Source organism: Pedobacter sp. AC163 (assembly GCF_979258665.1).
This window is the reverse complement of the sequence record NZ_OZ409872.1, coordinates 2,458,091-2,482,785: the sequence shown is the minus strand read 5'-3', so window position 1 is coordinate 2,482,785 and position 24,695 is coordinate 2,458,091. Positions and strand designations below refer to the sequence as shown.

Genomic DNA, 24,695 nt, shown 5'->3' with positions numbered 1-24,695 from the left:
TATCCTTCACGCAAACCCATTGTATTAAAAACCTAATTTTTCATCAAGTTCAGGGTTGGTTTCCTCTTCCTGTTGCTGATATTGGTTACAATCGTAGGTGATGGATACACCTGCTTTTGGTGCTTCAAAATCGGCATGACTTATTTTTAACGCAGGGTTTGCGTAAACCCGTTTAATAAAGCCTGCAAAAATAGGAAGTGCCGTATTTGCACCCTCTCCCTGATTGGTACTAATAAAGTGGAATGCCCGATCTTCGCAACCAGTCCAGATACCAGTAACTAATTGAGGGGTAATGGCCATAAACCAACCATCAGAGTTGTTTTGTGTGGTACCCGTTTTTGCGCCGATTGGTGCGTTAACTTTGTATTTATAATTTAATCTGGAACCTGTTCCATTTGAGACTACTCCTTTGAGCATTCTTGTCATTACATAGGCCACTTCTTCGCTCATAATTGGTTTGGGGATTTCCTTTTGCGAAAAAAGCACAACCCCATTTTTATCTTCAATCTTCAGCAAATAGATTGGTTTGGTATAAACGCCTTTATTAGCGAATGCACCGTAAGCGCCAACCATGTTATAGATAGAGGAATCGAAAGTTCCAAGGCAGATGGAAGGGTAGGCAGGAACATTTGGGATACCCATTTTGGTTGCCAAATTCGAAACTGCTACTGGTCCAACCTGTTTCATCAAAAATGCGGTTACATAATTTTGAGAATAAGCTAATGCTTTTTGTAGCGTTATGGCACCAGGAAGGGGCTTTCCTGAATTCCTCGGTGTCCAGTTTTCTCCATAACCTTCAATTGTTACCGGTGTGTTAGAAACGGTATAACAAGGCGAATATCCATTTTCAATAGCAACGGCATAAGTAAAGGGTTTAGCTGTTGAACCTACTTGCCTGGTTCCCATTTTAACCTGATCATATTTAAAGTGCTCGTAGTCAATTCCACCAACCCAGGCTTTCACATGCCCGTTTGTTGGATCCATTGTCATCATCGCATTACGCAATAACATTTTGTAATAGCGAACCGAATCAATGGGTTTCATAACAGTATCAATATCACCTTTCCAGGTAAATATGGTCATTTCTGCTTTGGTGTTGAAATTTTCTTTGATCTCGTCATCAGATTTACCTTCTAATTTTAAGGCTTTATACCGATCTGATCTTTTTACACCTTGCTCAATTTGTAATTCTTTCCCTTTAAAAGGATTTCTCCCTTTCCAACTGCTGATAAACTGCGCCTGCAAAACCTTCATGTATTCTTTTTGCGCTTCTTCGGCATATTTCTGCATGTCGAAATTTAAGGTGGTGTAAATTTTCAATCCATCACGGTCCAAATCATATGGTGTACCATCTGGCTTTACTATTCCTTGCTCCTGGAAAATTGTTTTAATATCGTTTTTTAAAACTGATCTAAAATAGGGTGCAATGCCATCGTTTACAGTTGCAGCGTTAAATTTCAAACCTAAAGGTTTTTCTTTTTCTTCATTAAAATCCTGCTGAGTTAATAGTTCTGATTTTACCATCATGGCCATCACAGTATTTCTCCGGTTTCTTGAGCGCTCCGGATGACGGGTAGGGGAGTACATCGTAATCCCCTTCTGCATGCCTACCAAAGTTGCCGCCTGGGTTAAAGTTAGTTTATCAGGCGTGGTATTAAAATAAACTCTTGCCGCTGATTTAATTCCATAAGCTTGATTGCCAAAATCTACCGTATTGAGGTACATCGTGATGATTTCTTCCTTTGTGTAATTGCGCTCCAGCTTCACAGCAACTATCCATTCTTTAAATTTGGTGAGTACCAATGAGAAAAAATTCAGGTTTGATTCGCGTGGAAATAGATTTTTGGCCAACTGTTGAGTAATTGTACTTGCACCTTGTTTTTTGCCGATTAAATTATAGCCTATGATGGTGAAGGTACGTTTGAAATCAATTCCGGAGTGATCTTTAAAACGGGTATCCTCGGTTGCAATTAAGCCATTGATCACATTTTCGGAAATATCTTTATAAGTAACATTAGATCTGTTTTGTACAAAATAGGTTCCCAAAGGGCGTCCATCTTCGGCAATAATTTCTGATGCCTGGTTACTTTTTGGGTGTTCAATATCTCTGAAAGAAGGTAATTCGCCAAAAAGACCAAGTCCGATCATTGATATAAAAATGGCGAAAAGCGCTATTCCGCCTACCAATATTTTCCAGATGATTAAACTATATCTTTTTGTTTCTTGTGCAGAAAGGGATTTATTCATTTTGTGTTGTAATTAATGCAAAGGCCTAGCAAATTGGAAGCCATTTTGGCCACAAATTTATTAAAATTTTGATGAACTCTTTTTTTGGCCTTTTGTAGGCGGTTATATGCCTATTTATAATTGTCTTTCAAAAATTCCAAATATTCATTAATGCGATCTCTACTATTCAGCTTTTCGAAATTTTCTTTGCTGATAATAAAGCCTCTGTAAAGATTTGCAGGAACTTTCATTATATTTTTTAACTGACCAGCAATGCTTGATTCGTAAATTTTTGCATCTTCCAAATCGATAAAACTGGTTACGTAAATCAATTGATTATTATCCAACTCAACCAATTTGTGCGCCAGATCATTATCTGGATAATTTCCGCGGTTAAACTGACCAATACCGAAGCGTGATGAACTTAAAGTTAAAGTAGCATCGGCTACATCAATAACATAATAATACTCTTTTGATGTGGCTGCGCTAAAAATACTGGCGGGCTTTACTACGTCAATCGGCTTAACTTCTTCCGGTTTTTCCACTGGTTTTACAGCGATTTCTACTGGTTTTACTTCTGCTGCAGCATTAATATCGGTATTGAGTGGTTTCGCAGGTACAGCAATTGGTTTTGCCTGGCTCACGAAACGAGGCTCGTTTGAATCAAAGTCGATCAAGGCAACAGGGCGCTGCTTAAACTCAGCCAAGTTTGCTTCAATATACTTTAAATGATCGCGTACTAACGGTGTAACAATTAAATCGTTAGGGTATTGGGTGGTAATGGAATTAAACTCGGCCAATAATGGATCTAGTTTCGAAGTACGGCCAACTGCAATTGCTTTTAGGTAGGCATATTGTGGAGCCAGATCGTTATCAGGAAATGCATTTACATTATCATTGGCTTGTTTGATTACTCTTGGATAATCTTTTTTAGCGTAGGCCTCAAAAGCAACATTATAGTTGTTGTTTGCAATGTTTTCCATCGCACTCTGTTTGGCAGAAAATGATGGGTCTAAAATCGTTTTGGCGTAATTCGATTCTGGGTATTTTGTTAGCACTAACTGCCTAAACTCATTTGATTTATTCTCATCAACACCTTTGTTATTTAGGTATAAGCTGTAATAAATGGCAGCGAGGTGGTTATTATTTGGATATCTTCTTAAAAGTTCATCGTAAATCTTATTGGCTTCTTTTTTGTCGTTCAGCTCTTGTTGATAGAAACTGGCGATTTCAAAATAAGCATCAATAATTTTTTGATCGGATGTAATAAGCAGTTCTGGTGAAACTGGCAATGCATCCAGATATTGTTTTTCTATCGAGGTTTGATCTGCTGATGTTGTGGTGTTAGTTCCATTTGCAGGTGTGATGGTGTTGGCTACGTTTCCGCCAGACATTACCTGTGCGTTTTCCTGAGCTGATGAACGTTGGCTTTGGCGCCAGTTATCTTCTAATTGCCTATTACCCCAGCGCTTTTTGAAATCGGCAAAACCAGTAGTTATTGCTGCATTATTGTTAAAGTAGAAAGTATTACCAGCACCAGTTTGAGGAGCGTTTAACGTCTGGTTCGGAAAATCTGGATTATTAAGGCTTTGATTATTTGAAATCGGAATAGTGGCTACTTCAACTTTCTGCGTTAAATACGCTTTTACTTTTGCTTCGCGTTCTGTTGCAGGCAACTTGGCAATCATTTGAGCGGTATCTTCTTTCGAGATTATTGTGTAACGATCTGTTAAATACTGAAGATTTTCTGCTTTTTTAACAATGTTATCGTAATCAGGAAAGTTTTTTGGCATAATCAATACCGTGCTATCATAGTACAGTTTCGCCTTGATGTAGTTGTTGAATTCCTTAAAATTTAAATCGGCAATTTTCAAATAAGATAGCGCTTTTTGGTTTTGATTTTTTGTGCTCTGCTGAACTGATTTTTGATAGTTTTCTTCTGCTTTAACAAATTTGCCTTCTTTTGAGAACAGCTCGCCAACCTGATAATATATTTGATCGGTGTAGTCGAAATTTTTATCGTCTTTTAGTAATGCCAACAGGGCTTTATCTTCATCCACTTTGTAGCCGCTAATTAATGCTCTTAACTTTATGCGTTGCAAATTGGCATGGAAATACATTTCAAATGGTGCATTACTGTTTTCAACTTTTGTGTAATTGATGAATGCATTTTGAAGATCGTTCTCCTGTTCTTGGAGCTGTGCTAAAATATACCGCCAACGAATACGGAGTTGTTTATCATCGCCTAACCGAACAGCGTTTTCGAGTAGTAGGATTGCCTCTTTATTTCTTTTTTGATATATCCTCATTTGGGCGGTTGTAGCCAAAGGTTCGGCGATATCTTTCTTTAGATTATCGGCAGCACGAAGCATGGTATCTAAAATTTTATCAGCCACCGCCATATTATTTAATTCCATTTGGCTGCGTGCTTTCCAGTTCATAGCCATAACAAAAGTCTGTAGATCTTTGTCGTAAGCTTTAGCTACGTAATCAAAATACTCTGATGCGATAAAATAGTTTCCTTTTAAATAGTTCGCTTTGCCTAAAAGCATGTAGGCATCGTCTATATAATTACTGAAACTTTTATCGTTTATGATGGTTTGTCCTTTTGTAATTACCTCATCAAGTTGTTTGTTTGGAGCGCCTGGAGTAAGCACTAAATTAACCTGTGGTTCTGGATCAAGATAAACAGGTAATATTTTTTCGTAATTATCAGGGTAGCTTTGCAGTAAACCGTCATTATATTCGGTGAGCAGAACCTTAGAATTATAGATATAGTTGTAGCGTGCCGTTAAGTTTTGAAACTTACGGTCGATAGCGGTATCTTTATTTGCTACACAGCCATAAGCAAAAAGCAGGCTGAAGAGAATGATGAAGGGATTTAAAGTCTGGTTGGAGTATTTTTTCAAGTATAATCAGTCGCGTTAGTGGATATACAATAAACAAAATTTTAGCAAAATTATTTTCTTTGCTGGCAAAACTTAATTATTCAAAGTTAACTTAATTATTGCATTTATAAATGGAAAATCCTAAAGAAGAAGATACATCAAAAAAAGTAAATGCAGCGGCAAAATATTCTGCAATAGGGTTTCAAATGATTGCTACTATTGGATTGTTAACTTTTATCGGTTACAAAATAGATGAACATCGAAATAGTAGAACAAAATTAATAACAGCGGCATTTGCACTTGCAGGTGTGGGCATCGCATTATATCAGGCTATAAAGCAAGCTACACGATAAACCATGCCTAAGTTAAATCGCTTAATTGCTATTTAATTTTATGGTAAACTATTTAGAAATCAAACAAGTTAACAATATTTCATCCTTAAATCTTATCTTTGCCAAAGTTTTTAATTGTAAAGAATTATTCCTTTGACGCTAACCAAGTTTACAAGCATCTACTTCATTTTTGTTGGAATACTGATAGCGATAATCGCTGTTTTGCCCAACATTTTCCCTGAAAAGCAGATTTTGGTTAAGAATTTTTGGGTAATTTTTGGCTTTATGGCTGGCATCACCTACATCGCATATATGCTGGTTGCAATCGGTATAAAACGCGATCCTGAGGTTGGCATAATGGCGATCATGGGATCAATTGCAGTGAAGATGATTTTTTGTATGGCTTTTGTGCTGGTTTACAGTATAAAAGCAAAGGGAAACGGGCTACTTTTTGCACTAAATTTTTTTTCTGTGTATTTATTGTTTACGGCCTTTGAAATATACTGTTTGTTGCGTAACTTGCGCCACCAAAATTTAAAGTAAAAAACTGCCAATAAATGGATTGTAACCAAGTTTTTGTGTCGAAAGTTAAGAAGGTAATCTTTGTTTTTACGCTTTTAATCGCGTTTTTATCTATCAGAAATAATACTTTCGCTCAGGCTGATAGTACTATTGCTTCTCCTGATAGTGTTGTTGCTGAATCTGCTCATGCAGTTTCTGGCGAGCACGGAGCAACAGAACACGGTGAAGAAAAGTTCGAGCCAACTAAAGTAATTATGGAACACATTGCAGATTCGCATGTGTGGCATTTATGGGGGCACACTTCAATTCCTCTTCCAGTAATTTTATATACTTCTGGTGGTTTGGAGATTTTTTCTTCAGCACATTTTCATCACGGTGAGCAAGATTATCAAGGTAAATACAACAAATACCGTTTGGTAACAGGTTTAAAACAAAGCATGACTAAAGATATGTTCAACAAGAACATTAAAGTTGTTGGTGCTGATGGTCAAATTGATGAAGCAGCATCTGATACAGTAATTGATTTCTCCATTACAAAAAACGTAGCTGCGATGTTTATCTCCATTCTTTTGATTGTTATTATTTTCGGTTCAATAGCTGCCAGCTACAAAAAACGAGTGGGTAAAGCGCCAAAGGGATTACAGTCTTTCTTGGAGCCAGTGATCATATTTGTGAGAGATGATATCGCAAAACCAAACATCGGACATAAATACGCAAAGTTTATGCCTTACTTGTTAACGATATTCTTTTTCATCTTATTTAATAACTTATTGGGTTTATTCCCAGTTTTTCCTGGTAGTGCAAACGTAACGGGTAACATCGCTTTAACTTTTGTGATGGCAACTGCTACCATGTTGGTTGTTAACTTAAACGGTAACAAATATTACTGGAAGCATATTCTTACGCCAGATGTGCCTTGGTGGTTATATCCAATCATGATTCCGGTAGAACTTATTGGTATCATTTCAAAGCCATTCGCTTTAATGGTTCGTTTGTTCGCAAACATTACCGCTGGTCACATCATTGTATTGAGTTTAATCTCACTTATTTTTATTTTCAAAACATTGGCTATCGCTCCGGTTTCAGTTGCATTCGTTTTATTTATGGATGTTTTGGAATTACTGGTAGCATTTTTACAAGCGTTTATTTTTACATTATTATCTGCGCTATTTATCGGAATGGCAGTAGAAGAACATCATTAACAGAAAACTATTTTTTACAAATTATATAATTAAATTAGTTATGGTAGGTTCAATCGCGGCAATTGGTGCCGGTTTAGCAGTAATTGGTGCCGGTATCGGTATCGGTCATGTAGGTGGTAAAGCAATGGAAGGTATTGCTCGTCAGCCTGAGGCTGCATCAAAAATTCAAACTGCAATGATTATTGCTGCTGCCCTTATTGAGGGTGCTGCATTATTCGGTGTGGTAGTTGCATTATTAGGCTTAGGCGTTTAATAGCAATTTAGAATTATTAATCGGGAATTCAACGATTGGTTGTTTTCCCGATTTTAACGAAAAAGTCAATAAAAAAATATAAAAAATGGAATTAGTTACCCCAAGTATTGGATTGGTTTTCTGGACAGCATTAGCTTTTATTTTCCTATTACTATTACTTAGAAAACTTGCATGGAAGCCAATTTTAGGAGCTATTCATGAGCGTGAACAAAGTATTGATGAGGCTTTAAATAAAGCGGAGTTGGCTAAGCAAGAAATGGCTCGTTTAACTGCTCAAAACCAAGATTTGATGCAACAAGCACGTGCTGAACGCGATGAGATTTTGAAAGAAGCTAAAACGCTAAAAGATAGTATCTTAAACGAGGCTAAAAAACAAGCACAAGTAGAAGGTTCTAAATTAATCGAGAAAGCAAAAATCGAGATTGAAAACCAAAAGAAAGTGGCTTTGGCTGAAGTGAAAGATCAGGTTTCTACTTTATCATTAGAAATTGCTGAACGTGTTTTGCGTAACCAATTGGATGATAAAACAAAACAAGAAGCTTTAGTAGCTAATTTGTTAAAAGACGTTGAATTAAATTAAGTTTCAAAGTACAAAGTTTAAAGTGCAAAGTTCAAAGTTTCAATCTCGGGGTTAAACTTTCAACATTAAACTTTCAACTTTCAACTCAAATATATGTCAGAAATTAAAGTAGCAGGCAGGTATGCCAAATCATTAATCGACTTAGCTGTTGAAAATAACGGCTTGGCTGAATCTTATAATGATATGGTTTTATTTGAAAAAGTAGTTGATGAAACTCCTGAACTAGAAGCGATATTGAAGAACCCAATTGTGCCTTTAGATAAAAAGATCGGCATATTGAATGGAATTTTTGCTGACAAGCTAGGTAAGTTGAGTCTTACTTTTTTCAAAATTGTTGTAAATAAAGGTCGTTCGGCTATTTTATTTGCTACTGCAAAACAATTTATTCAACAGTATAATAAAATTAAAGGTATTGTAACTGCTGATGTAACTACAGCAACTGCTTTAAGCGCAACTGCTAAGCAGGAGATTATTGCCATTGTAAAAAGAGAATTAGGTGCCAATGAAGTTATCGTTAAAGAAAAAATTAATGAGAAGCTAATTGGTGGGTTTATTTTAAAAGTAGGTGATAGGCAATTTGATGCAAGTATTGCCAGTAGTTTAAGTAAACTTAAAAAAGAATTTGCTGCTTAGAAATATGAGTATCGAGTATTAAGATTGACTTTGTTAAACTTTGAGGGATACTGAAATAACAAAAGAACTACAGCGCAATAATATATAAACCCGATAGTAGTGAAAAGCTTTTTGTTGTTGTGCTTCGACAAGCTCAGCATGACATTAACAAAAACTTGGAACGGATAGCGGGACTAGAATAACAAAAGAACTACAAGATTTACATTTACAAAAAGATATAATTAAAACTATGGTAGAGGTAAGACCAGACGAAGTTTCGGCAATTATCAGACAGCAATTGGCGGGCTTCAAATCAGAAACCGAACTGGAAGAAGTTGGTACCGTGTTGCAAGTGGGCGACGGTATTGCCCGTGTTTACGGTTTAACTAAAGTTCAATCGGGTGAGTTGGTTGAATTTGCAAACGGCCTGCAAGGCATTGTATTAAACCTTGAAGAAGATAACGTTGGTGTGGTACTTTTGGGTGCATCTGACGAGATTAAAGAAGGCGATACCATTAAACGTACCAAAAAAATTGCCTCTATTAAAGTTGGTGAAGGTATGCTTGGCCGTGTAGTGAACACTTTGGGTGAGCCTTTAGATGGTAAAGGTCCAATCTTAGGTGAAACTTACGAGATGCCTTTAGAGCGTAAAGCACCAGGTGTAATTTATCGTCAGCCGGTAAATGAGCCTTTACAAACGGGTATTAAAGCAATTGATGCAATGATTCCAATTGGTCGTGGTCAACGTGAGTTGGTTATTGGCGATCGTCAGATTGGTAAAACTGCTGTTTGTATTGATACTATTATTAACCAAAAAGAATTTTATGAAGCAGGCCAGCCTGTGTTTTGTATTTATGTAGCTATTGGTCAGAAAAACTCTACCGTTGCTAACATTGTACGTACACTTGAAGAAAATGGCGCTTTACCATATACAGTTGTTGTTGCTGCTTCGGCTGCTGACCCTGCTCCAATGCAGTTTTATGCTCCGTTTGCTGGTGCTGCAATTGGTGAGTTTTTCCGTGATACAGGTAGACCAGCTTTAATTGTTTATGATGATTTATCTAAACAGGCAGTTGCTTACCGTGAGGTGTCATTATTACTTCGTCGTCCACCGGGCCGTGAGGCTTATCCAGGTGACGTGTTCTACTTACACAGTCGTTTGTTAGAAAGAGCTGCGAAAATTAACGCGAATGATGATATTGCTAAAGACATGAATGATTTACCAGAATCGATTAGACATATCGTTAAAGGTGGTGGTTCATTAACAGCTTTACCAATTATCGAAACTCAAGCGGGTGACGTTTCTGCCTATATTCCAACTAACGTAATTTCGATTACTGATGGTCAGATTTTCTTAGAGTCGAACTTGTTTAACTCAGGTATTCGTCCGGCTATTAACGTAGGTATTTCGGTATCACGTGTGGGTGGTAATGCTCAAATTAAATCGATGAAAAAAGTAGCAGGTACTTTGAAGTTAGATCAGGCTCAATACCGCGAATTAGAGGCTTTCTCTAAATTCGGTTCTGACCTAGATGCTGCAACGAAATCAGTTTTAGATAAAGGTGCCCGTAACGTAGAGATGTTAAAACAAGCGCAGTTTTCTCCATTTACGGTAGAGAAACAAGTTGCAATTGTTTATGCAGGTACTAAAAATTTAATGCGTAGCGTTCCTGTTAACAAGGTTAAAGAATTTGAAACTGAATATTTAACTCAATTAGAAATGCGTCATCCAGAAACTTTAGCGGCTTTAAAAGCTGGTAAATTTGATGATACCATTACTGGCGTTTTAGATACAGTAGCAAAAGAGATTTCAAGTAAATACTAATTAGATAAAAGTATAAAGTATCAAGTATAAAGATTGGGTTTAAACCTTGTCTTAATACTTGATACTAAGTACTAGATACTAAAATATGGCTAATTTAAAAGAAGTAAGAAACCGGATTGCATCGGTACAATCAACACAGCAAATTACCAAAGCTATGAAAATGGTTTCGGCGGCTAAGTTGAAACGTGCTACAAATGCAATTATCGCTTTACGTCCTTATGCAACGAAACTGAAAGAGATTTTAGGAAATCTTTCTGCAAGTTTAGAAGGTTCTTCATCGCCTTTTATCCAAGAGCGTGAACCTAATAAGGTTTTAATTGTGACGGTATCATCAAACCGTGGTTTGGCTGGTGCTTTTAACATGAACGTAATTAAAGCGGCCAATAATTTAATTGCTGAGAAATATAGCGATCAGTTTAAAAATGGTAACGTAAGCATTATTTCTATCGGTAAGAAAACTCAGGATTTTTACGAAAAACGTAAATACAATGTTATTGGCAACAATAATGAAGTATATTCTGCTTTAACTTTTGAAAACGTAACGAAGATTACAGATGCGATTATGGCTGGCTTTTTAAAAGGCGAGTTTGATAAAGTGGAGGTAGTTTATAATCGTTTCCGTAATGCAGCTGTTCAATTTATTACTACTGAACAATTATTGCCTCTTCAAAAAGTAGAAGCAGTTGCAGAAACTAAAGAAGAGAAAAAGGCAGCAAATGTAGATTATATTTTAGAGCCTTCTCAGGAAGAAATTGTAGAGCAATTAATCCCTAAGTCTATTAAAATTCAGTTATACAAAGCGGTGTTGGATTCTCATGCGTCTGAGCATGGTGCCCGTATGACATCAATGGATAAAGCAACTGAAAATGCAGGTGAGTTACTGAAAGCCTTGAAACTTTCTTATAACCAGGCTCGTCAGGCAGCAATTACAACTGAGTTAACGGAGATTGTAAGTGGTGCAGCAGCGTTGAACGGATAAGTTTAGTCTCAGCCTTGAGCCATTAAAATATTAGAAGCCCATTTCTTAAGTGAAATGGGCTTTTTTTGTTAAAAATAAAGGTTCTCTGGACTAATAATTAATCGTAAATATCCATTCTCAATTTTTTTAATGTTTGTTCCATCACCCCGATAGACTGATGCATTAAACCTCGCTTCTATCAAATATCTTCCTGATTTTAGTTTTTGCAATTTTGTAATTTCAAATTTAGATTGACTTTGCAACTCAGGCTTTAATAATGCGTGATATGCAAGACTAGGATATCCATTTGTTTGCAAGCCATAATTATCTCCAAATAACTCAAAAACAACACCGTTTTGTGAGTTATTTCTACTAAAATCCATAGCGAATTTACGTTCCCCCACTGAAAATAGGTCTAATTTATCTTTTGGTACAAAACTAGAGGTTTGGTTGGTTTGTGGCTGAGCTTGATTTTTGTTGTATTTTTTTAGTAAAGAGATTTCAATTTTATTTCTGTCTCCATCTCCAAAAAGAAATCCGACTCCAAACATCACAGAATCTTTATCACCCGAGGTATACTCTTTCTGCTTTACTAATGAATCAAGCTTAACATTAGCTACAGCATTTTTTAGAGAATTACTCCGGTCTTCTGATTTTTTTTGTACCATTTGCTTTCCATCAATAATGTAGAAAATTGAATCTTTTAACAGTTCTATGGGATCACTTTTTTCAATAACAGGGGGCTCTATTATCGGGTTTTCTTTCTTGCACGCAGCAAGGCAAAATAAAGCTATTGCGAGCCCTATTAATTTGTTGGTTTTCATATGATTGATTTTATTTGTGTGTGTTTAAAAATAATAAAATTTCATGATCACGAAACTAATACGCCCCCATATCGTATAAGTTATTTGTGATAGCAATGTAACATGTTGAGGTTAAGTGCAATTAAATTAGCTTAAATTTTGTGCAAAAGATAGAGTTGGTATCTTTGTTTTGGTTATAACCAGTTATGAAAAAATACATCTTCATCATTTTATCGCTCCTCCCTTTTTTTGCGTCAGCTCAAAACCCAGCCAGAGATTACACCAATGCCGTACTTTGGCAGCAAACCAGTGGCGAATATAGGGCCTTATGCTTTCAGGCTTATAATTTCGCTCGTTTGTCACTGAAAGAAGCGATGTGGGCTGATACAAGTAAGAAACCGAATTGCGTTATTGTAGATATAGATGAAACCGTTTTGGATAATTCTCCATTTCAAGGGCACGAAATTAAGAAAGGACTGAGTTATGATCCTGCAGACTGGACTGCGTGGACAAGTTTGGCCAAGGCAGATACTGTGCCCGGAGCATTGGCTTTTTTAAAATTTGCAGCGTCAAAAAATATTGAAACTTTTTATCTGAGCAATCGCGATGAAAAGGATTATGCTTCTACGATGAAAAATTTACAGGCTTTTGGTTTTCCTTATGCCGATGATGCCCATTTACTGGTTTCAAAAGGAACTTCAAATAAAGAACCGCGACGCCAAAAAGTTGCTGAAACTCATAATATACTCATGCTCTGCGGTGATAATTTGAGCGATTTTTCTAACATTTTTTATCGTGAACAAAAGAATACTTTCGATCAGGTAAATGCAAATCAAAACCTTTTTGGGATCAAATTTATCGTGTTACCAAACCCCATGTATGGCGATTGGGAAAAACCATTGTATACGGGTGAAAAACTAAACGATAAAGACAAAGCAAACCAGCGTTTAGAACGATTAAAAAGTTACTAAACATTTATAATTATTCAGCAATAAGTATTACTTTTGCTGCATCATAAAAATAAATATTATGGAGAACAGCGAATTAAAGCACAATACAGAAAGTATGAAAACGGCTAATCAGCCAGGAATATATAAATTAATGATTTTTGGTGTATTGATTTGTATGGTTGGTACTTATGCTCGTTTTGCATTCGATTCTTGGGTGTTATCATTGGTTTCATGGATTATCCTTTTTATTGGTGCAATCATCAGCATTAAAGGTGTATTTAAAATTTTAGACGCATAAAATATTTCTCTCTAAATACAGAGCCGATGATATACTCATATCATCGGCTTTTTTATTTATTGTCCTTTCCTTTTATGGAAAAATCCGCCCTATTGCATCTATACTTAAACGTTTTTAAGATTGGGTTACCTATTTCTATTTTCAGTATAAAGGGAAAATATGACGACTTAACCTAACCAGAAACGTCTAACTTCTAATGGCCATTTGAAGCAAATATTTAAAATGATTAATTTATTAGAACCCCAGAATCATGAAAAGGAATATCATTGCTGCTGCCATTATTTTAACAATTTTTGGCTGCAATAGCAAAAAAGAAGGATACGTTACGGATAGTGCTGCCGAAGCCAAAGAAATACAAATACCAGATACAGTAGTTGCAGATAAAATTATTAAAACTGCCGACATGCGCTTCCGTGTGAAGGACGTTCAAAATACCAAAGAAAAGCTGAGTCAGATCATTAGATCAGAAGGAGGAACAGTTGCCGAATTTTCTATCAATAGTACCATACAAGAAACCGACAAATTTAAATTAACAGCCGATTCCTCAAAGGAAATTACTTCCTATCGAACCGATGGTGTTTTAGTAGCGAAGATCCCTGCAGAAGGATTGGATGAGTTTACAAACGCGATTGCCAAAATGGCTGTTTTTGTAGATAATTCTTCTTTAAAGCTCGACGATCAAAGTATAAATTATCTGGCTAATCAATTAAAAGGTCAGAATAGGATAGATGCTTCTAAACAAATTGGGAAAATCCCGAGCAAAAAAACAGCTAACGTCACAACTTCTATGAATTTAAGTGATGAATCTATCGATCGGAAAATAGATAATATGAACATTGATGCCAAGGTGAAGTTCAGCACAATTACCCTGAACTTCTACCAGGATAATACGGTTAAAACAATGATCGTTGCGAATGACAATCTCTACGATTATCGGCCTGCATTTGCTAACCGTTTGTGGTTAAATATTGTAAACGGCTGGACTATTTTTAAAGAGATTATCCTTGCTCTTGCTAACTTATGGATGTTGGTTCTTGTTGGCATTGCCGCCTTCTTTACTATTAGATATTTTGTGAGAAAGAATAAAGTGGCCATGGAACTGGCAACCAGGAATATGATGGAGAATAGGCAATAAGCTTCATTTTTCCGATTGAGATTGCCACGAAATGATAGCAGAATTGTTTCTCCCGAGGATGGGGGTGGTACTAACCAATAGGAGAAGATGGTATTGATGCGTATTTGAGTTGGTCGGTGGGGACACCGACCAATAAGATAAATGTAATTTAGTTTAGGAGATCAGTTTCGACTTCGCTGTGACTTAATCATTAAAATTTATATTTTAAAAAATCAACTCTATGCTTATTAAACCGCAAGCACTCTGGTATCTATACGACCTGGATCATTTTGAAGAAGTGGATGATTATCTGTGTCGCTTGGGGTTTATTTCTCAAAGCAGCGAAGATCCTATTAAAATATATAAAGGAAGAAATGAGGCCTTGATGATCAGCTTATTAGATGATGCGATAGTTCAGGCTAATTATAAAACCGTGGATGAACAAAACTATCTCATGTTTATCAACTATGCTAAGGATAATTTCGATTATGTTTTGATACACGAAGATCAAAAACCTACATCTACTTTTCTTCGTTATGATGATGATAAGCATAGTCTGATTTTTATGGTAATTTCAGTAAATATTCTTACAACTTATACCGTCATATTACAAAAGAAGTTGGATCAGAGCGCTACAGTTTTACAAGATATTAGCATCGGTCCGCCTCCGGAAGCAATTTAAACAGAACGTAATAATAAGACAATAAGTGTTTTATTTTCGAATGAGATTGCCACGAAATGATAGCAGAATTGTTTTTCCCGAGGATGGGGGTGGTACTAAGTGATAAGACAGAAGGTATCGGTGTTTAATTGAGTTGGTCGGTGGGGACACCGACCAATAAGATAAATCGCATGAACAAATGAGATTGCTTCGTGCCTCGCAATGACGAAAGGTATATAATCAGTCGGTCGGTGTTTCACCGGCCGACTATTTCTTCACTTTCACCGCCAAACCTTTTACTTTCGTTTTGTTGTCGCTCACAAAAGATTCCCAGCCAGAATACGTTTTTGATTTGCCCGTCGAGGTGATTTTTTGAAAAGAGTGACAAACAGCAACCGCTAAACCATCTGTTGCATCTAAAAACTCCGGCGTTTCTTTAAAATTCAATAACCTTTGCAACATCGCAGCCACTTGCTCTTTGGTTGCGTTTCCGTTACCGGTAATGGATTGTTTGATTTTTCGAGGAGAATATTCCGTTACCGAAATATTTCTGGAAAGTGCTGCAGCAATTGCGATGCCTTGCGCTCTTCCTAATTTTAATAGTACCTGAATGTTTTTTCCATAAAAAGGTGCTTCAATCGCTAAAACATCTGGTTTGTATTGATCAATAAGCACCACTGTTTTTTCGAAAATGCGTTGGAGTTTTAAGAATGGGTCATCAAGGTGCGTCATCTTAACTACCCCTAAACTAATCAGTTCTGTTTTATTTCCCTTCTCTAAAATTACGCCATAACCCATTACCGCAGTGCCGGGGTCGATGCCCATAATTATCCGTTCTTTTTTTTCATTCAACATTACAGCAATATTAAGCATATTTGCAAACTAAAATGATAATCTTGACAGGCAAGAATAAAAATATATTATCAATATTAATTAAAGCTGCAATTGTAGTATTTGCTTTTTGGTTCATTTATCATAAGCTTGTTGCCAATAAAAATCTTGAGAATTTTGCATCACTTCTGAAAAATATTCCACAAGTCGAAATTTTTGGTATTATCGGCTTCGTGGTTTTGCTCATGTTTTTAAACTGGTTTCTGGAAGCCGCAAAGTGGAAAAGATTAATGAGTCACATTGAACGCATTAGTTTTTACAGGGCAATCGAATCTGTTTTTTGCGGATTAACATTAGCCATATTTACCCCAAACCGGTTGGGCGAATATGGAGGAAGAGTTTTTTTTCTTTCCCCAAAACGTAGGATAGTAGGCATTGTTGCCATGACGGTCGGTAACATTGGTCAATTGGTATTGACAAACGTTTTCGGCGCTATAGCAGCATGCTTTTTTATCTACAGATTTGTACCGATCGATCATCTGGTTTTTTTGGCAGTCGTGATTTTAGCAATGGCCTTCTGCTTATTTTTCATTGTATTTTATTTCAATATTCAATGGCTTAATGGCATCCTGCTTTCTTTTAAATTCACCCGTAAATACAAAAAAATTTACAGCATTCTAGGTCGATATAGAAAAGAAGAACTTTTTAAAATCATGCTTTTCTGTTTGGCCCGATACCTGGTTTTTAGTTTTCAATACTTCATTTTATTTGTATGGCTAATCCCTGGCTTGCAATATCTGGATATCGTAATGATGACTTGCCTTTTATTCTTGATTCAATCTGCATTGCCATCATTAGATCTCTTCGATGTTGGCATTAGAAGTGTAACCGCTGTAGAATTATTTAAACATGTAACCAATCAACACGTTGCGGTTATTGCCTGCACAGCCAGTATTTGGCTAATAAATATTATTATTCCTGCTATCTTAGGCACATATTTCGTCTTTAAACTCAATTTTTTTGGAAATCCTAAAACTAGTTAGTCTACTATCTGCTGCTTTAACCATTATTTATGGTTTACTCGTACTTACTTTTATCAAAGGCTGGTATAACCTAAATTTATATAAAAAAAGTATCATCACGCCCTCTACTAAAGTTTCTGTTATTGTTGCTGCACGTGATGAGGAGTTGAATATCGGGCGAACAATAGAGGCATTAATTGCCCAGGATTATCCAAAGGATTTAACTGAAATCATTTTTATCGATGATCATTCTACAGACAACACCGCAGAAATTGGGGCTTCTTATGCTAATCGCGGGGTTAAACTGATCAAGCTAAATGAGAATCAGGCTTTAAATTCCTACAAGAAAAAGGCGATTCAAACAGCCATTGGCTCTTGCAGTGGCGATTTAATTATCACTACAGATGCCGATTGTGTGATGGGTACAAAGTGGCTTACTTCCGTTGTAGAATTTTATCAGGATAAGGGGTATAAGATGATTTCTTCGCCTGTATCTTATTTTGAAGAGAAAACTTATTTTGAGCGGTTACAATCCTTAGAATTTCTATATCTAATTGGCTTAGGAGCATCCACAATCGGGAATAATAGGCCATCTACGTGTAATGGGGCTAACTTGGCTTATGAGAAAGCTACATTTTATGAAGTAGGTGGTTTTCAGGGAATCGATGATTTGGCCTCTGGCGATGACGAACTTTTGTTGCATAAAATCGCTGCAAAGTATCCAGATAAAATAGGCTTTCTAAAAAACAGATCAGCTATCGTTTATACTCATGCGAAGGAAAACTTAAAATCATTTATCCAACAACGGAAAAGGTGGGCTTCGAAAAGCACACGTTATAAAAATAAAACCATCATCGTTTTAGGTGTTTTCGTTTGGGTATTCAATTTGAGTATTTTAGCAAACTTCATTACAGGATTATTTATTCCCAGCTTTTTAACGATAACAATTTACCAATTGATAGTTAAAATGATTTTAGAAACATTATTTTTATGGGATGTGACCGGCTTCGCAAATAAGCGGAGACTACTCGTGCTAATCCCAGTTTTAAATGTTTTGCATATACTTTACATCGTTTACATTGGTATTGCCGGAAACAGCGGTAAGTACAATTGGAAAGGCAGAATGGTTAAATAATGGATAATAGCCCATCTAAAAAAGTCTGGTTAAAGTTTAAAAGAAATAAGCTCGCTTTTGGCGGTCTCATTTTTATTTTACTCTTGGTATTGATGGGTATTTTAGGTTATATCATTACGCCCGATAGTACACCTGACGCCAATACGCAAATATTACCCCTTAATAAGAAAAAGCCTGGAAGTACCTTTAAATTTATCATTCTCAATAAAAATCCAAATATCGCAGCGGTTGGTTTCTTCGGGAAAATGCTAAATGGACAAAAGTCGAGTATTACAAGTATTCCAATTGTGTCTTATCGAATTGAAGATAATGATGTCTTTATAACGCCATACATCGGCGACGAGGAGAAAGCTCCAGAAATAAAGTATAATTTAAGAGAACTTTGTCCCAGGTGTACGCCATATTCTAAGCTTGGTACACCGGCTACATTATTCGAACATTATAATGTTTACGAAAAAACGTATTGGCTGGGTACAGATATCTATGGTCGTGATTTATTAAGCCGGATGATTCTTGGAATTCGTGTTTCCCTTTCTGTGGGCTTAATGGCCGTTTTAATTTCGCTATTTATTGGAGTAAGCTTAGGTGCAATTGCAGGCTATTTTGGTGGAAAAACTGATGCTGCAATCAGTTGGTTTATGAATGTAGTATGGTCATTACCATCGCTGTTGTTGGTTATCGCTATTTCATTTGCGCTTGGAAAAGGCTTTTGGCAAATTTTTATCGCCGTTGGCTTATCTACATGGGTAGATGTGGCCCGTTTGGTGCGTGGGCAAGTAATGGCTTTAAAAGAAGTGGAGTTTGTAGAGGCCGCAAGAGCTTTAGGCTTTAGTACCTCAAGAACCATCATTAAACACATTTTACCTAATATTGCGGGACCAATTTTGGTTGTTGCCTCTTCTAATTTTGCATCGGCTATTTTATTAGAAACTGGACTAAGTTTCTTGGGCTTCGGTGCGCAACCGCCAATGCCAAGCTGGGGAAGCATGATTAAAGAGCATTATGGCTACATCATTATGGATGCCGCTTATTTGGCAGTTTTACCTGGTTTGGCGATTATGCTCACCGTTTATGCTTTCAATGTTTTAGCGATAGGCTTGAGGGACGCTTTTGATGTGAAGGGGCAGAATACAACGGTTTAGATTTTTTTTGAAAAGCAGTTTCAGTGCTAATAGGTTCCTGTAGCCCCGCTTTCGCTGCAATCTTTTTGAAACTGCCGTCATGCTGAGGCACGAAGCATCTGTTTCATCGGCTGCAGTTACTTCGTGCCTCAGCATTGACAGCATATTCAGGGTTGCTGCAACAAAAAGTATTTCTGCTACAATCAGGTTTAAATAGCAATGCTTGTAGAAAAAAATATGCACCTTAAATTAGAGGCTGTCTAAATTTTTAAGAATAAAATGATGGTGTCGTAGACACGAACCACCGCCTCATTGTACAGGCCTAAACTGCCAATAAAATGATTAAAAAAGATTTGATACGATAATTGTTTGGTTGATTAAATCAACTCAAAAAACCAACACTATTTTTTTTTCTTTGATGCTTTAGCCAAAGGGTTAAAATCCAAAGCTAAGTTTAGCCAAAATTTTAGTTCTTCTTCTCTATTTAGTACATCTTCTGAAACTAAAATATAACCCTTCATAACGGTTTTACTCATCATCATTTGCTCCCATCCATCTTCATTATCCAGCAATTGCAAGCTTGCGGGATTTATCCTAAGCATCAATTTTTCTTTCATTACACCGATGCACATTTTAGAATCTACCATAAACACCAATCCGCCAAACATTTCTTTTTCTTCAACATCGGCAAGGTGCTCCAATTTTTCTGCTACACGAGCGGCAAGATATTCGTTGTATCTCATAGCTATTCTGGATAAATATCTTCGGAAGAAGTTTTTTTAATGTTATTATTTAAAAATAGCTTTTTCAAAAGACTAAATTTTTCAGTGCAAAGTTCACCTAAACTAATTTTGTTAGTGCTTGGTACAAATTTTTCACAATCAAAACATATTTCGACGTAATCTTTCACAGTTTTCTTGTCATCAAAAAAGATAATACCATTGTGAGGATTGTAGCATTTAAAATTTCTTACTAGCCTAGGCAAACTTCTAGACCTATATCCATAGTTAAAAATTAGATCTGATAACTTGTCGATCTCTATCTGTGAGAGTATCCTTTCTTCCAATACTAAACTTCTATCTAATTTCTTGTTCTTTATAGGAATTTGACTTCGAAATTCCGATGTGGTATCTCTAAAGGAAATGAATGAAATTTTTGCGGCATCTTTAAAGGGAAACATTAGCCTTCTTTTGTCAACCGGATAAACATCTCGTTTTAAGCATTTTACATTAGCTTCCATTTTTGCATCAAGTTCTTCAATGGTTAGCTTTCGCTTTCGAGTTGCTTGCGCATTTGCAAAATTAAAAACAAATAAAAGAGAGATGAAATAAGTGAGGTTGCGCATAGATTTAGTATTTGTTTAAAACTAATTTAACCCTTTCTTATCCAGTTCACAAGTTTTATCCGTTATTCATTAAATTTGCAGGATGTTATTAGCTTGTTATCAGGAAGAATTTTTAGAGGCCGGTTGCGATGAAGCTGGAAGAGGCTGTTTAGCAGGGCCAGTGTTTGCTGCGGCGGTTATTTTACCAAAGGGTTATGTGTTGGATGGCTTAAACGATTCGAAACAATTAACACACGAACAGCGAAATTTACTTCGGCCGATAATTGAAAGAGAAGCTTTGGCCTGGGCAGTAGCTTCGTGTGATCATGAAGAAATTGATCGCATCAACATTCTTAATGCTTCTTTTTTGGCGATGCATAGAGCAGTTGAGAAGCTTCACACTCAACCTGGTTATCTTGTTATCGATGGAAATCGGTTTAAAGCTTATCCGGAAATTCCACACAGCTGCATTATAAAGGGTGATGGAAAGTATTTGAACATTGCTGCAGCTTCCATTCTGGCAAAAACCCATCGAGATGAATACATGAGCAACCTTCACATCGATTTTCCACATTATAACTGGCTATCAAACAAAGGTTACCCAACCATTGCCCACCGTAAAGCAGTCATTGAGATTGGTTTATCTCCTTTCCATCGGAAAACTTTCAATGTGAGCGATCCTCAACTCGATTTGTTTTCAAAAGCAATATAATTCGCTTTATTAAAATTGATTTTTATCTTGCCTGATAAATCAGATCATTATCAAAAACAAAATTTATGTCGCTCTCTCAAACAAATCACTTTAAGAAGGTAAAATTATTCACACTAATGTGTTGGTTCTTTACCCTTCTCTGCGCATGCAACATTGATAACGATTTACAAAAGACAAGAGATGAGCTACAGGCTCACATCGATGAAACTGAAAATATTATTGATATCACAAGCTTAGAAGTTAAACCTTCTAGTTTATCACCAAAGGAAGCATTTGACGAAAATAACCAGTATAACTTTACATCCGATTACATAAAATACCTTACTGTTGATGAATTTGTATCTTTCATTAAAAAGGATGAAAATATTGATGCTGAGGTTGTTAAGCCAAATAACTTAGTAAAACTTTCTGTAGATGTTATGGATTTGAATAATTTATTAGGTTTAGAGATTGGAGACAATGCGATAATTGCGAATGCCCCTTCATTTATTCCAAGTACAATACATTTTTGGGATGGAACAACATTAGCGGTGAATGGAAATTATAAAACATTAGATACTACCAAAATAAAAGAACGCAATGGGCAAGATGCCAATGGATTTAAATATAACGAGTTTTTAATTCCTGTTGATAAACCCATTCGTGCTGTAGATTTTGATGTTAAGTTTAAACATAAAGGGTTTAGAGGTTACCGATTGGATAGTGTTAACAAAATAGCCGAAGTAGATGGTGGGCGAATTGAATGGCAAGGCAACCAAAATGGAGAGGTGAAAATAAGCTATCCGCAAGTTATGGATAAGCGGATTGGCGAAACACATGGCTTTTATAAAAATGGTGAAATGTTGAAAAATTCTGGAAGAACAAGCTATTCAGTTCCTTCTATAGAAATGATAGAATGGTTAAAAAAGACTTTGCCCACTTACCAAAAAGCGGTTGATTTAATTGATAATAAAGAATTGAAATCAAAGCAAGAGGTTGATGCTTATTTAGCCAAAAACCTTTTGAAAAAACCTGCTCAATCTGATAAAAAAACATTTGCTAAAACTTTTTATGCTGGCCCTGTAGATCATATTATCATCTATGTAGAAGATAGTAAGCCAGAAAGTGTGACTAAAAAAGTGACTTTAAAGCTCCATAAAGATGATCGGGAATGGTTTAATGAAGGCTATTTTGTAGCTAAAGATTCAAAAAACAATAAATATGGCATTGTAGATGCAAAAGGCAACTGGATAATCAATCCAACTTATGATGATGTTAGGGCAGAGTCGGAAGGTAAATTTAGCGTGTACCAGAATAATATAGGAAGAGTAAGAAAACTCGATGCATTGAACAAAAAATTCGTTGACTTACGCGACTAATAAATTTTTTAAAAAAATCGCTTTAATTAGTTAAATTCACAACATTGTGAAAATTCTGTTAATTACTAAGCGGATTCCCTTCCCGCCAAATAGTGGTTATCCAATTGTGGTTTATAATACCATGAAAGGCCTGCTGCAACTTGGTGCAGACATTACTTTGTTTAGTTTGAACCCTATGAAAGGGCGGATTGATATGGAAGATATTTACGATCCGATTTTCGAAAAGATCAAGTATCATACTGTAGATCTCGACACCGAAGTAAATGTATGGTCAGCTTTTTTCAACATTTTCACTAATGAATCGTATAACGTTTCCAGGTATTTTAGTGAGGATGCAGCACGGCAACTCGAAAATATTCTGCGGGAAAATGTCTTCGATGTCATCCAGTTCGAAGGATTATTTGTAGTGCCTTACCTGGATGTTGTAAAAGCAAATAGCAATGCTAAGCTCATTTACCGGGCCCATAATATCGAATTTACAATGTGGGAACGACTGTCTCACTCAGAAAGTTTTCTAATTAGGAGAAAGTATTTAGCTTTTTTAGCTCAACGGTTAAAAGCTTATGAAACCGATCAAATTAACCGATTCCATCAAATATTTGCCATTAGCGAACCCGACAGGCAAAGTATTATCAGGTTTGGTTGTGAAGTGCCGATGACGGTTTTTCCAGTAGCCATTGATTTAGAAAAGTATAAAGTTGATAAAACGAAAACGAGTTTCCCTACGCTATTTCATCTGGGGGCGATGGACTGGCGTCCAAATCAGGAAGGGTTGGAGTGGTTTCTCGATGACATTTGGCCAGATATTGAAAAATTGAATAAAGACCTTCGTTTCTACATCGCGGGCAAAAACATGCAGAAACATTTTTTTGAATATGATTCTGATAACTTAATTGTTGAGGGAGAAGTTTTTGATGCGATTGAATTTATGAATTCGAAAGCGATTATGATTGTGCCACTTATTTCTGGCACTGGCATGCGGGTAAAAATTATTGAAGGCATGGCAATGAAGAAATGCATTATCGCTACCACTACTGCAGCTGAAGGAATTAATTGCCGGCACGGACACGATATTTTAATAGCAGATTCTGCCGACGAATTTTACCGCTATATTTTGCAATGTATCATAAATCCGAAGCGCTGGATGGAAATAGGAGAGAATGCAAGAAGAACAGTAGAAAATGATCACGGTATAAAATTGATTGCCGGTAAAATGCTGGAGATTTACGAGGAATTAATTAGTGCTTAACAAACGGCTGTAATTTAGTATAAATTGAGCCGCCCATCCTGGTTTTCATTATTTCATCTTATTCAATTCTATTTCCAATCGATCGAAATTTTCTTCATTTTTATCCACTACGAAGGGCTTGAGTTTATTACACTCGTCTGGAGAATTGAATAGCATTTTGAAAACAACCTGCGTTTCGTTTTCGGTGATTTCATCAAAAGTGGCCAAAACTTGAAAGTGAGGTTTTGAATGTCTTTTCCAGGCTATTAACGAAGGTGCTTCAATTTTTGTAAATTCACATTCGTTAGGATAATTCCCCTTATCGGGCCCGTGCATAATAAAGCTCCATCTGCCTCCTACGCGAAAGTCGAAAATATTGAAGGTATTGGTGAAACCCTTAGGTCCCCACCAGTTTTTTAAATGTGCTGGATCTGCCCAGGCTTTATAAACCAGTTCTCGAGGAGCATCGAAGTTTCTTGTGCTTACAATTTCTGATTCTGGCGTGGTGCTTATGATTTCTGTTGCCATTGTCTGTTTATTCGGTTTGTGATTTGATTTTCTAATTTACATATTCTGCAACTGCTTTAACTAATCAACTCGCTACCTTTATTACAACTTAAGTTTTAAGCAGAAATTAGGTGATGTAAACCTGATTGGAGCGAACACGAAACCCGATTTTTTATCGGGTAAGTAAAGCGGAAAGCAGGACTGAAAAGGCGATGAAATGCTTGCATTCTTTT

At 36.4% G+C, this 24,695-nt stretch carries 25 protein-coding genes; 18 read left to right on the top strand and 7 right to left on the bottom strand.

Features of this window, described 5'->3' with window-relative positions; translation table 11 throughout:
* Positions 1 to 24: 24 nt before the first annotated feature.
* Both ACZZZK_RS10630 and porW read right to left on the bottom strand, forming a co-directional pair.
* Entirely contained in the window at positions 25 to 2,247 is a 2,223-nt protein-coding gene (locus tag ACZZZK_RS10630; protein WP_463484102.1) for a transglycosylase domain-containing protein, read from the bottom strand.
* Between the two features lie 110 nt (positions 2,248 to 2,357).
* Positions 2,358 to 5,135, bottom strand: a complete 2,778-nt coding sequence (gene porW, locus ACZZZK_RS10625; protein WP_463484101.1) for a type IX secretion system periplasmic lipoprotein PorW/SprE — start codon at positions 5,133 to 5,135, stop codon at positions 2,358 to 2,360.
* A gap of 110 nt (positions 5,136 to 5,245) precedes the next feature.
* Between porW and ACZZZK_RS10620 the strand changes: the two genes are divergently transcribed.
* The 8 genes from ACZZZK_RS10620 to atpG all read left to right on the top strand — a co-directional run bounded on the left by ACZZZK_RS10620 (position 5,246) and on the right by atpG (position 11,419).
* Positions 5,246 to 5,467 (top strand): AtpZ/AtpI family protein, encoded by a 222-nt coding sequence (locus ACZZZK_RS10620; protein ID WP_056851004.1) that lies wholly within the window; start codon positions 5,246 to 5,248, stop codon positions 5,465 to 5,467.
* Between the two features lie 132 nt (positions 5,468 to 5,599).
* Positions 5,600 to 5,989, top strand: coding sequence for a hypothetical protein (locus ACZZZK_RS10615; RefSeq protein ID WP_463484100.1), 390 nt, complete (start codon positions 5,600 to 5,602; stop codon positions 5,987 to 5,989).
* Between the two features lie 14 nt (positions 5,990 to 6,003).
* Positions 6,004 to 7,170: a F0F1 ATP synthase subunit A gene (atpB, locus tag ACZZZK_RS10610; RefSeq protein WP_463484099.1), complete on the top strand. Its 1,167-nt coding sequence runs from the start codon at positions 6,004 to 6,006 to the stop codon at positions 7,168 to 7,170.
* 40 nt (positions 7,171 to 7,210) lie between these two features.
* A complete protein-coding gene (gene atpE / locus ACZZZK_RS10605; protein WP_029287406.1) occupies positions 7,211 to 7,423 on the top strand; it encodes an ATP synthase F0 subunit C in 213 nt (70 codons plus the stop codon).
* Between the two features lie 85 nt (positions 7,424 to 7,508).
* Positions 7,509 to 8,003, top strand: a complete 495-nt coding sequence (gene atpF / locus ACZZZK_RS10600) for a F0F1 ATP synthase subunit B (RefSeq protein WP_265799377.1) — start codon at positions 7,509 to 7,511, stop codon at positions 8,001 to 8,003.
* 93 nt (positions 8,004 to 8,096) lie between these two features.
* Positions 8,097 to 8,636 carry an ATP synthase F1 subunit delta gene (atpH, locus tag ACZZZK_RS10595; RefSeq protein WP_463484098.1) on the top strand — a complete coding sequence of 180 codons (540 nt, stop codon included), beginning with the start codon at positions 8,097 to 8,099 and terminating at the stop codon, positions 8,634 to 8,636.
* 229 nt (positions 8,637 to 8,865) lie between these two features.
* On the top strand, positions 8,866 to 10,440 hold the full coding sequence (gene atpA, locus ACZZZK_RS10590; RefSeq protein ID WP_056850999.1) for a F0F1 ATP synthase subunit alpha: 1,575 nt from the start codon (positions 8,866 to 8,868) through the stop codon (positions 10,438 to 10,440).
* Between the two features lie 85 nt (positions 10,441 to 10,525).
* Positions 10,526 to 11,419, top strand: coding sequence for an ATP synthase F1 subunit gamma (atpG, locus tag ACZZZK_RS10585; RefSeq protein ID WP_463484097.1), 894 nt, complete (start codon positions 10,526 to 10,528; stop codon positions 11,417 to 11,419).
* A 68-nt stretch (positions 11,420 to 11,487) separates the two neighbouring features.
* Here the strand turns inward: atpG and ACZZZK_RS10580 are convergent, their stop codons facing one another.
* Positions 11,488 to 12,222, bottom strand: coding sequence for a hypothetical protein (locus ACZZZK_RS10580; protein WP_463484096.1), 735 nt, complete (start codon positions 12,220 to 12,222; stop codon positions 11,488 to 11,490).
* Positions 12,223 to 12,407: 185 nt separating this feature from the next.
* On the opposite strand from ACZZZK_RS10580, the gene ACZZZK_RS10575 reads away from it, so the two are divergent.
* The 4 genes from ACZZZK_RS10575 to ACZZZK_RS10560 all read left to right on the top strand — a co-directional run bounded on the left by ACZZZK_RS10575 (position 12,408) and on the right by ACZZZK_RS10560 (position 15,245).
* Positions 12,408 to 13,172, top strand: coding sequence for a 5'-nucleotidase, lipoprotein e(P4) family (locus ACZZZK_RS10575; RefSeq protein ID WP_463484095.1), 765 nt, complete (start codon positions 12,408 to 12,410; stop codon positions 13,170 to 13,172).
* Between the two features lie 58 nt (positions 13,173 to 13,230).
* Positions 13,231 to 13,449, top strand: coding sequence for a hypothetical protein (locus tag ACZZZK_RS10570; protein ID WP_056850995.1), 219 nt, complete (start codon positions 13,231 to 13,233; stop codon positions 13,447 to 13,449).
* 250 nt (positions 13,450 to 13,699) lie between these two features.
* Positions 13,700 to 14,584: a DUF4349 domain-containing protein gene (locus tag ACZZZK_RS10565; RefSeq protein WP_463484094.1), complete on the top strand. Its 885-nt coding sequence runs from the start codon at positions 13,700 to 13,702 to the stop codon at positions 14,582 to 14,584.
* 220 nt (positions 14,585 to 14,804) lie between these two features.
* Positions 14,805 to 15,245, top strand: a complete 441-nt coding sequence (locus ACZZZK_RS10560; RefSeq protein WP_463484093.1) for a hypothetical protein — start codon at positions 14,805 to 14,807, stop codon at positions 15,243 to 15,245.
* Between the two features lie 246 nt (positions 15,246 to 15,491).
* Here ACZZZK_RS10560 and ruvC read toward each other — a convergent pair whose 3' ends face one another.
* Entirely contained in the window at positions 15,492 to 16,079 is a 588-nt protein-coding gene (ruvC, locus tag ACZZZK_RS10555) for a crossover junction endodeoxyribonuclease RuvC (protein ID WP_463484092.1), read from the bottom strand.
* Positions 16,080 to 16,120: 41 nt separating this feature from the next.
* On the opposite strand from ruvC, the gene ACZZZK_RS10550 reads away from it, so the two are divergent.
* From ACZZZK_RS10550 to ACZZZK_RS10540, 3 genes are read left to right on the top strand one after another with little or no spacing between them, the layout of a single operon-like run.
* Positions 16,121 to 17,098, top strand: a complete 978-nt coding sequence (locus tag ACZZZK_RS10550) for a hypothetical protein (RefSeq protein ID WP_463486286.1) — start codon at positions 16,121 to 16,123, stop codon at positions 17,096 to 17,098.
* The gene (locus ACZZZK_RS10545) at positions 17,076 to 18,212 is read left to right on the top strand and encodes a glycosyltransferase family 2 protein (protein ID WP_463484091.1); all 1,137 of its coding nucleotides are present in this window, start codon (positions 17,076 to 17,078) and stop codon (positions 18,210 to 18,212) included. The genes ACZZZK_RS10550 and ACZZZK_RS10545 overlap by 23 nt, the downstream gene beginning before the upstream one ends.
* Complete coding sequence (locus tag ACZZZK_RS10540) at positions 18,212 to 19,354, top strand: ABC transporter permease (protein WP_463484090.1); 1,143 nt, start codon at positions 18,212 to 18,214, stop codon at positions 19,352 to 19,354. Before ACZZZK_RS10545 ends, ACZZZK_RS10540 begins: the two co-directional genes overlap by 1 nt.
* A gap of 380 nt (positions 19,355 to 19,734) precedes the next feature.
* Here the strand turns inward: ACZZZK_RS10540 and ACZZZK_RS10535 are convergent, their stop codons facing one another.
* Together ACZZZK_RS10535 and ACZZZK_RS10530 are read right to left on the bottom strand one after the other, a co-directional pair.
* On the bottom strand, positions 19,735 to 20,076 hold the full coding sequence (locus ACZZZK_RS10535; RefSeq protein WP_463484089.1) for a TfoX/Sxy family protein: 342 nt from the start codon (positions 20,074 to 20,076) through the stop codon (positions 19,735 to 19,737).
* Positions 20,077 to 20,078: 2 nt separating this feature from the next.
* Positions 20,079 to 20,678 carry a hypothetical protein gene (locus ACZZZK_RS10530; protein WP_463484088.1) on the bottom strand — a complete coding sequence of 200 codons (600 nt, stop codon included), beginning with the start codon at positions 20,676 to 20,678 and terminating at the stop codon, positions 20,079 to 20,081.
* 82 nt (positions 20,679 to 20,760) lie between these two features.
* Between ACZZZK_RS10530 and ACZZZK_RS10525 the strand changes: the two genes are divergently transcribed.
* The 3 genes from ACZZZK_RS10525 (at position 20,761) to ACZZZK_RS10515 (ending at position 23,976) form a co-directional block, all read left to right on the top strand.
* Positions 20,761 to 21,369: a ribonuclease HII gene (locus ACZZZK_RS10525; protein ID WP_463484087.1), complete on the top strand. Its 609-nt coding sequence runs from the start codon at positions 20,761 to 20,763 to the stop codon at positions 21,367 to 21,369.
* Positions 21,370 to 21,434: 65 nt separating this feature from the next.
* On the top strand, positions 21,435 to 22,727 hold the full coding sequence (locus ACZZZK_RS10520; RefSeq protein ID WP_463484086.1) for a WG repeat-containing protein: 1,293 nt from the start codon (positions 21,435 to 21,437) through the stop codon (positions 22,725 to 22,727).
* Between the two features lie 46 nt (positions 22,728 to 22,773).
* Positions 22,774 to 23,976, top strand: a complete 1,203-nt coding sequence (locus tag ACZZZK_RS10515) for a glycosyltransferase family 4 protein (RefSeq protein ID WP_463484085.1) — start codon at positions 22,774 to 22,776, stop codon at positions 23,974 to 23,976.
* 48 nt (positions 23,977 to 24,024) lie between these two features.
* Here the strand turns inward: ACZZZK_RS10515 and ACZZZK_RS10510 are convergent, their stop codons facing one another.
* Positions 24,025 to 24,483 carry an SRPBCC family protein gene (locus tag ACZZZK_RS10510; RefSeq protein ID WP_463484084.1) on the bottom strand — a complete coding sequence of 153 codons (459 nt, stop codon included), beginning with the start codon at positions 24,481 to 24,483 and terminating at the stop codon, positions 24,025 to 24,027.
* Positions 24,484 to 24,695: the final 212 nt, after the last annotated feature.

Bases quoted from the DNA above. Each gene is read 5' to 3' on its own strand.
- ACZZZK_RS10630 (WP_463484102.1), bottom strand. From the start codon at position 2,247: ATGAATAAATCCCTTTCTGCACAAGAAACAAAAAGATATAGTTTAATC.
- ACZZZK_RS10620 (WP_056851004.1), top strand. From the start codon at position 5,246: ATGGAAAATCCTAAAGAAGAAGATACATCAAAAAAAGTAAATGCAGCG.
- atpB (WP_463484099.1), top strand. From the start codon at position 6,004: ATGGATTGTAACCAAGTTTTTGTGTCGAAAGTTAAGAAGGTAATCTTT.
- atpE (WP_029287406.1), top strand. From the start codon at position 7,211: ATGGTAGGTTCAATCGCGGCAATTGGTGCCGGTTTAGCAGTAATTGGT.
- atpF (WP_265799377.1), top strand. From the start codon at position 7,509: ATGGAATTAGTTACCCCAAGTATTGGATTGGTTTTCTGGACAGCATTA.
- atpH (WP_463484098.1), top strand. From the start codon at position 8,097: ATGTCAGAAATTAAAGTAGCAGGCAGGTATGCCAAATCATTAATCGAC.
- atpA (WP_056850999.1), top strand. From the start codon at position 8,866: ATGGTAGAGGTAAGACCAGACGAAGTTTCGGCAATTATCAGACAGCAA.
- atpG (WP_463484097.1), top strand. From the start codon at position 10,526: ATGGCTAATTTAAAAGAAGTAAGAAACCGGATTGCATCGGTACAATCA.
- ACZZZK_RS10580 (WP_463484096.1), bottom strand. From the start codon at position 12,222: ATGAAAACCAACAAATTAATAGGGCTCGCAATAGCTTTATTTTGCCTT.
- ACZZZK_RS10575 (WP_463484095.1), top strand. From the start codon at position 12,408: ATGAAAAAATACATCTTCATCATTTTATCGCTCCTCCCTTTTTTTGCG.
- ACZZZK_RS10570 (WP_056850995.1), top strand. From the start codon at position 13,231: ATGGAGAACAGCGAATTAAAGCACAATACAGAAAGTATGAAAACGGCT.
- ACZZZK_RS10565 (WP_463484094.1), top strand. From the start codon at position 13,700: ATGAAAAGGAATATCATTGCTGCTGCCATTATTTTAACAATTTTTGGC.
- ACZZZK_RS10560 (WP_463484093.1), top strand. From the start codon at position 14,805: ATGCTTATTAAACCGCAAGCACTCTGGTATCTATACGACCTGGATCAT.
- ruvC (WP_463484092.1), bottom strand. From the start codon at position 16,079: ATGTTGAATGAAAAAAAAGAACGGATAATTATGGGCATCGACCCCGGC.
- ACZZZK_RS10540 (WP_463484090.1), top strand. From the start codon at position 18,212: ATGGATAATAGCCCATCTAAAAAAGTCTGGTTAAAGTTTAAAAGAAAT.
- ACZZZK_RS10535 (WP_463484089.1), bottom strand. From the start codon at position 20,076: ATGAGATACAACGAATATCTTGCCGCTCGTGTAGCAGAAAAATTGGAG.
- ACZZZK_RS10530 (WP_463484088.1), bottom strand. From the start codon at position 20,678: ATGCGCAACCTCACTTATTTCATCTCTCTTTTATTTGTTTTTAATTTT.
- ACZZZK_RS10525 (WP_463484087.1), top strand. From the start codon at position 20,761: ATGTTATTAGCTTGTTATCAGGAAGAATTTTTAGAGGCCGGTTGCGAT.
- ACZZZK_RS10520 (WP_463484086.1), top strand. From the start codon at position 21,435: ATGTCGCTCTCTCAAACAAATCACTTTAAGAAGGTAAAATTATTCACA.
- ACZZZK_RS10510 (WP_463484084.1), bottom strand. From the start codon at position 24,483: ATGGCAACAGAAATCATAAGCACCACGCCAGAATCAGAAATTGTAAGC.